Source organism: Vulcanibacillus modesticaldus, assembly GCF_001730235.1.
In the GTDB taxonomy this organism is placed as follows: domain Bacteria; phylum Bacillota; class Bacilli; order Tepidibacillales; family Tepidibacillaceae; genus Vulcanibacillus; species Vulcanibacillus modesticaldus.
The window spans coordinates 1-6,803 of sequence record NZ_MIJF01000049.1; the positions used below are offsets into that span (position 1 = coordinate 1).

At 33.1% G+C, this 6,803-nt stretch carries 5 protein-coding genes; all 5 read right to left on the bottom strand.

All coding sequences use genetic code 11. The annotated features are described in order from the left end of the window. Positions 1–588: 588 nt before the first annotated feature. Positions 589–933, bottom strand: a complete 345-nt coding sequence (locus tag BHF71_RS08775) for a type II toxin-antitoxin system PemK/MazF family toxin (RefSeq protein ID WP_069657293.1) — start codon at positions 931–933, stop codon at positions 589–591. Positions 934–1,788: 855 nt separating this feature from the next. Then, positions 1,789–2,340 carry a GNAT family N-acetyltransferase gene (locus BHF71_RS08780; RefSeq protein ID WP_069657289.1) on the bottom strand — a complete coding sequence of 184 codons (552 nt, stop codon included), beginning with the start codon at positions 2,338–2,340 and terminating at the stop codon, positions 1,789–1,791. A 294-nt stretch (positions 2,341–2,634) separates the two neighbouring features. Continuing rightward, positions 2,635–3,153, bottom strand: a complete 519-nt coding sequence (locus BHF71_RS08785; RefSeq protein ID WP_069657290.1) for a DUF5673 domain-containing protein — start codon at positions 3,151–3,153, stop codon at positions 2,635–2,637. Positions 3,154–3,437: 284 nt separating this feature from the next. Continuing rightward, positions 3,438–4,175, bottom strand: coding sequence for a class I SAM-dependent DNA methyltransferase (locus BHF71_RS08790; protein WP_069657291.1), 738 nt, complete (start codon positions 4,173–4,175; stop codon positions 3,438–3,440). A gap of 1,238 nt (positions 4,176–5,413) precedes the next feature. Continuing rightward, positions 5,414–6,262, bottom strand: coding sequence for a TIGR02391 family protein (locus BHF71_RS08795; protein ID WP_069657292.1), 849 nt, complete (start codon positions 6,260–6,262; stop codon positions 5,414–5,416). Between the last annotated feature and the right edge of the window lie 541 nt (positions 6,263–6,803).

The following is a 6,803-nucleotide window of genomic DNA, read 5'->3' on the forward strand; positions in this document are numbered from 1 at the left end:
TCACGATTTTCTTCAATAATATCATCCATTAAATTTACAACTTCGCGATTTCTTATCTTTAAAAATTCAACAAAATCTATTACTTCCCTCTTTTTATCATCAGATAAACTTTGAAAATCTTTTAGTAATTTTTCTTCTAAACTCATCTTATCCACCTCAACATTGGGATGTATTTAAATACATTATACAATAAATTCGTTTGTAAAAAAACACCAATGAAATAACTATTAGTTGTTATGTCTTATAACGTTCAAGTATTCACGACGCCCCTGAGCTTACAAGCGTTTCTGAGCCTTAGTTAGCTCTTAACTTAGGCTCAGGAATGCTGACTCGGTTAGCGAAGGGGATGTGTCGCCTGTTTATGCTTCTTTGAATTGATTGAATTTACTTCTTAGCCTTATTTCTTCTTTATGCTTCGGGCGACCAAGGAGTGCTTCTATGTGAGCTACTTCTTCGCTCGACGAAGCGTGAATATGGTGTTATATGGAGTTCGGCGTCTCGCAGTTCAGAGGTTGCCATAGACGGCAACCCCATCCTTTTCAACTAAAGCACTCGTTAGCACAATTAGAAAAGCCACTTTAAAATTTATTAAAAATCAATTAATCCCATTTGAATCAATAATGCACCATCTACTTTACTCATTATATTATCATCCAAGTGGGTAATTTTTTCATGAAGTCTTATTTTATCAACCGTTCTAATTTGTTCTAAAAGAATGACCGAATCTCTATCAAATCCATATTGTTTAGCTTCGATTTCTACATGAGTTGGTAATTTTGCGTTTTGAATCTGTGCAGTTATTGCAGCAACTGTAACTGTAGGAGAAAACCTATTTCCAATTTCGTTCTGAATTATAACAACTGGACGAACTCCACCCTGTTCTGAACCTACTGTTGGTGAAAGGTCGGCAAAAAATACATCACCTCTTTTTATATTAAAATAGCTTATACCTTTATGATTCTCTTTACCTTCAAGTTCTTTTTCTTCAAGTTCTTTTTCTTCAAGTTCTTTTTCTTTAGGTTCAATATAAAATTTTATATAAGCTTCAACTTTATCTTGAAGTTTTGTTAATTTTTCATGTGTTTTTAAGTTATCAGTATCTAGCTTATTTATTAACTCTTTCATTGTATTTAAATTTGCAATAATGCTGTCTAGTGCACCATCAACTTTCTTTTCTTTATTACTAGTCTTAATCCCTTCAGCAACAGCAATAATTATAGCTGTTACAGCTAGCGCAATGGAAGCTAGTCCAGTTCCGATTGAAATAATTTCTGTTAAGTTCCCTGGTTTACCCCATAATTTATACGATAATAAAAAAACAATAATTCCAGATAAAATACTTACAATCCATTTCCAATCCCTTGTAGTCATAATTCCCCTCCCACTAACCTAAACAGATTTTATTTCTAATATTTATAATCTATTACTTTTACACCAACCTCCTTCGTTAATTGAAAATAAGTTTTATAAATTTTCCCACAGTACTACCTTCAAAATTGCGGCCATGGACGGCCGCATTTAACACGCCGAATTTCATATAACGTTTCGTATTCACGACGCCCTTGAGCTTACAAGCATTTCCGAGCTTTAGATAGCTCTTATCTTAAGCTCGAGAATGCTGTCTCGGTTAGCGAAAGGGTGTGTCGCTGATTACGCTTGTTTGATTCTTTTTGAATCTACTTCTCTTGTTTTCTCTTCTTATCGCTTCGGACGACCAAAGGCGTTAGCCCGCAGTGTGAATGCTTTGTTATACGATGCTAAAATAATTACCTTTTATATAATATTTCTCTATATAAACAATCCCATATAAATTAAATCGTCATATTCTCTATCATCCATTTTTACTTGTTTAATACGTCTACCTTCTTCAGTAAATCCAAATCTTTTATATAACTTAATAGCAGGTATGTTAGTTGAAAGTACTTCTAAACATATTTTTTCTAAATTAGTGTTTTCTTTTGCCCATGAAATTAGTGTTTCTAATAATAACTTTCCTATCCCTTGACTTCTCCATTCCTTCTTTACACTCATTGCAAAAGATCCTTGATGAGCAATTCTTTTTTTAGTACCACTAAAAAAATCGAGTGATCCTATTATTTCCCCGGATAATTCAGCAACAATAATAATATTTTGGGGATTTTCATAGTATGATTGAACCCATTTACTTCCATTTTCTTCATTTAATTTAAATTCTTCATAAGTTGTTAGAAAGAATTTGCCTTCTTTCATAACTTCCTTGCTTATTGCTAATATACCTTTAATATCATTGGGTAATGCAGTACGTATTAATAATTTCTCTCCTGTTTTAAAGTTATACTCTCTTTCTTTGATATAACCCATATTGAGCCTCCTTCTAATGCTATAAGAAACTTACATTTTTAGTGTCGTATAACGTTTCGTATTCACGACGTTCCCGAATGTTACAGACTTGTCTGAGCCTTAGTTAGCTCTTAACTTAGGCTCAGACAAGTCGACTCGGTTAATTCGGGAATGTATCGCTTGTTTAATCTTTCAAACTACTTCGCTTATTCTTCTATGTAATCCTGCTTCGGGCGACCAAGGGCGTTAGCCCGCAGCGTGAATATTTTGTTAGACGAATTTGCATATATTATAATTTTATTGTTATAAATTCAATCAATCTATTATCAATTTATCTTCAAATATACTCTTTATTTTTTCTCTATCATTTCTGTCAACTAAAATTCTTATCATTTTTTCTTTAGACATATTTTTCTGTTTCTTAAAAGTAATTTCTAGTGTAGATCCATCCATTGTTCCCCATTTATATGATGTAATTTCTTCCCATTTAATTAAATAAGGTCCATATAGAACTACTCCATTACTAGTGATAGACCATATTGTACCATTACTTTTAATAAATTCACTCATAGCTACTACAAAAGCTAGCTGGCCAAATGCAAGTCCATCTAAAGTAATTCCTTGAAAATACTGAATCGTAGGTTTAATTATCCAAAATAGAGCTAAAAAAATAAAAAAATATTCAAATCCTCTACCAATTATAGATACTTTCTTTTTTAATAAAGAAACTTTAGAAATAAGTCTATACTTTATCACTGCATATAGCTTCCAACTAGTTAATAGTAAAACTTCAATAATAAATAATAAAAATACAATAAAATTCCAATCTGTCATTATAGAACTCCTTTTTAAGATTTCGTCTAACGGTCTCGTATTCACGACGCCCCTGAGCTTACAGGCGTTTCCGAGCTTTAGATAGCTCTTATCTTAAGCTCAGGAATGCTGGCTCGGTTAGCGAAAGGGTGTGTCGCTGATTATTCTTCAGCGTTTCTTTTTTGAATCTACTTCGCCTTGACTTTTCCTCTTATCGCTTCGGGCGACCAAGGCGTACTTCTTACGAATCTACTTCTTTGCTATCGCCGCAGTGTGAATACTTTGTTATCAGATGTATATTTGAGTTACTTACAAATATAAACGTTTCTATACTCTTCATCAGGATTATCTAACCTATTAAAGTTAGTATCTGTTATAGTGATATTACTAAATCCGACTTCTCTTAAAATATCAATTACTTGACTTGATGGAAAAGAAATTTCTGTAAATGTTTCTTCAAAACCATCATATAGTCCATTTTCTTCTTTAGTAAATACAGTAAATGAAGCAGTAGATATTCCTTTTTTTTCATAATGAATAGCCTTTTGAATCATATAATTTCCTTCATTGTCTTTATCAACATGAATACAGTTCCATCGCTCTTTTAAAGCTTTTGGTGTATTACAATCAAATATAAAAATACCGTTATCATTTAGATGAGCTTTAACCCTGGAAAAAGTTTGTTTCCATTCATCTATGGTAAGAAGGTGATTTATTGCATCATAAGTACAAGTTATTAGAGCATACTTTTTATTTAAATTAAAACTTCTCATATCAGCATGATAATAAGTTATATCTAAATTTTTCGATTTCGCATTTTCTTTTGCTATATTAATCATGTCAATTGAAAAATCTAGTCCCTCTGATCTTATACCTTCAGAAGCAGCTTTAATAGATAAAACTCCTGTTCCACATGCAATATCAAGGTGACTTGATGGATTAAAGCTTTCCTTTTTAAAATAGACTTTCATTTGATCCCACAATTTTAAAGGAAACTTACTCCACCCAAGACGATCATAAAATTTAGCTATTTTCTCATACAAAGATAAATCACCTCTTCTATATATTTCTGATAACGGTTTCGTATTCGCGACGCCCTTGAGCTTACAAGCGTTTCCGAGCTTTAGATAGCTCTTATCTTAAGCTCGGGAATGCTGTCTCGGTTAGCGAAAGGGTGTGTCGCTGATTATTCTTCATCGCTTCTTTTTTGAATCTACTTCTCCTTGTCTTCTCTTCTTATCGCTTCGGTCGACCAAGGCGTACTCCTTTTGAATATGCTTCTTTGCTATCGCCGCAGTGTGAATATTGTGTTATCCGATGTCGCTCTTTAAATAGATTGAATATCCTTCCACCATCTCATAAACTTTTAAAATTTTGAATCAACATTTTTCATTTTTCTGATGATAACGCATATACTTTCTATTAACCACTATTTACCATTAATAATCTGCGTTATCATTCCCGGTTGCTTATTTAGATTGATGAGTTCTCATTCTCGTCTCAAATAGAATTGAGGTGAAATAGCTACTTTTTTCTTCTCTTCGTTGAATATCCCCCTAATCCATCTAATCGATTTCAAATATTTATATCTATATAAGATGGATTATGAAGATTATGCAATTGCCAACTTGAAAAATATTTGTATTTACCATCGAACCAATTCTATTAATCTTCAAAACCTTATTAAAAAATGTTGATTCAATTCCTATTTATGTGTATTTATGAGATGGTCAATAATGTTATCGATCTAATTTTAGTTTTCACGAAATAACCCCATCATCCCACTGGTTTTGAATGAATGATCATATATATTGAGAAGAATTGATCGAGAATTTTGGATAATGCTAACTTATAATTTCAAGGGATATAAACGTTGTATCAATTCTAGCGAAACATCAACTTTAAATTATGGGATTAAAGTAGATAACATTATTGTTGTGCTACAGCTTTTTCCCACGCAATAGCGATTTTCGGATAACGGTTTCGTATTCACGACGCCTTTGAGCTTACAAGCGTTTTCGAGCTTTAGATAACTCTTATCTAAAGCTCGGGAATGCTGTCTCGGTTAGCGAAAGGGTGTGTCGCCTGATTATGCTTCTTTGATTCTTTTTGAATCTACTTCACCTTGTCTTTTCTTCTTATCGCTTCGGGCGACCAAGGCGTACTTCATATGAATCTACTTCTTTGATATCGCCGCAGTGTGAATATTTTGTTATCTGATGGATGAGGTCCCACAGTTCAGAATACGACAGGACGTCGTACCTTTTATAAATTATTCCAACTAACTTCTTGGCACTTTATGACATTCGTCTAAATATTTATGAGAAAAAGATATCAACGTCAGAATATCTAAAGCCTTTGTTTCATCCATTTTCCAGTTTACTTTTGGAGTATGTGCTGCGGGATTTCTAACCAAATGAAATATCGATTCTAATAGTTCTTTTAATCCTATAAACTCATTAATTTCACTTTCAGACTTCAGTGAATTGAAAAAGATATAGGGGTCATTCTTTGCAAAAGCTTTTTGGAACAATGCAGAACCATCCGAAGTTAAACCAGTAATTTGACGAACCCTTTCGGCTAAGCCCTTAGCTGCTTCAAAAACAGCATCATAATAATCCTTTCGTAAGTAATCCTTGATGCAATATTTCTCGACCTCGTGATGAATGGCTCTATTATAAAGGTGTCTTCTTAGATTATTTACTCGTCTATCAACCTCATCAAGAGTTTTAGCTTCCACAACCTCATTAAGCACTCCCTCTTTGGACACAGATAGTCCTGCCATCAATAGCGCTTTATTTGTTCCTTCAAAAAGAAAATTATACTTTTCTCTACTAGATTCACTCGTATATGCGACTGGATTTAGTGCTTTCTCGATAAATAAATATATTCTTTCATAAGTATCCCTATTATTAATTTCATTTACGAAACAATTATATAGCCAATCCCTCTTGCTTAATCCTATTGTATATTTATAACCATTATTAGACTTCCCATCATCAACAAGTTGAATTTGACACTGTTCCAGTAATCTTGACAACTCTGTCTTTGTAAGTCCTCGATTTGTATCTGCTATAACATCGCATACCGCCTTGAGTTGCTGTTCGTTAAGTTTCTTATGGATTATCATGAACATCACCTTTTTAATCATAATGATTGCTATTGTTAATCCGCCACAGGACGTGGCGGTGATTGCCTCATCTTTCAGATAACGATCGATTATTCACGACGCCCTTGAGCTTACAAGCGTTTCCGAGCTTTAGATAGCTCTTATCTTAGGCTCGGGAATGCTGTCTCGGTTAGCGAAAGGGTGTGTCGCCTGTTTATGCTTCCTCGATTCTTTTTGAATCTACTTCTATTTGACTTCTCTTCTTATCACTTCGAGCGACCAAGGCGTACTTCATTTGAATCTACTCCTTAGCTATCGCCGCAGTGTGAATATTTTGTTATCAGACGTCATGTGCCATCTTAGTATAAGCTCAAACAATAGTATTTTTTTAATTCAAAAACGTTGAATTGTTAATGATTAATTGATGGATAATAAAACAATAAAAAATAGGAGATGCAATAAAATGAAAGTAAAGATTGCTTTATTAATTATTACATTAACAATCTTCAATTTATCATATATTGTTTATTCTGAAGATAATAATGATCGTATAATTTTGTAT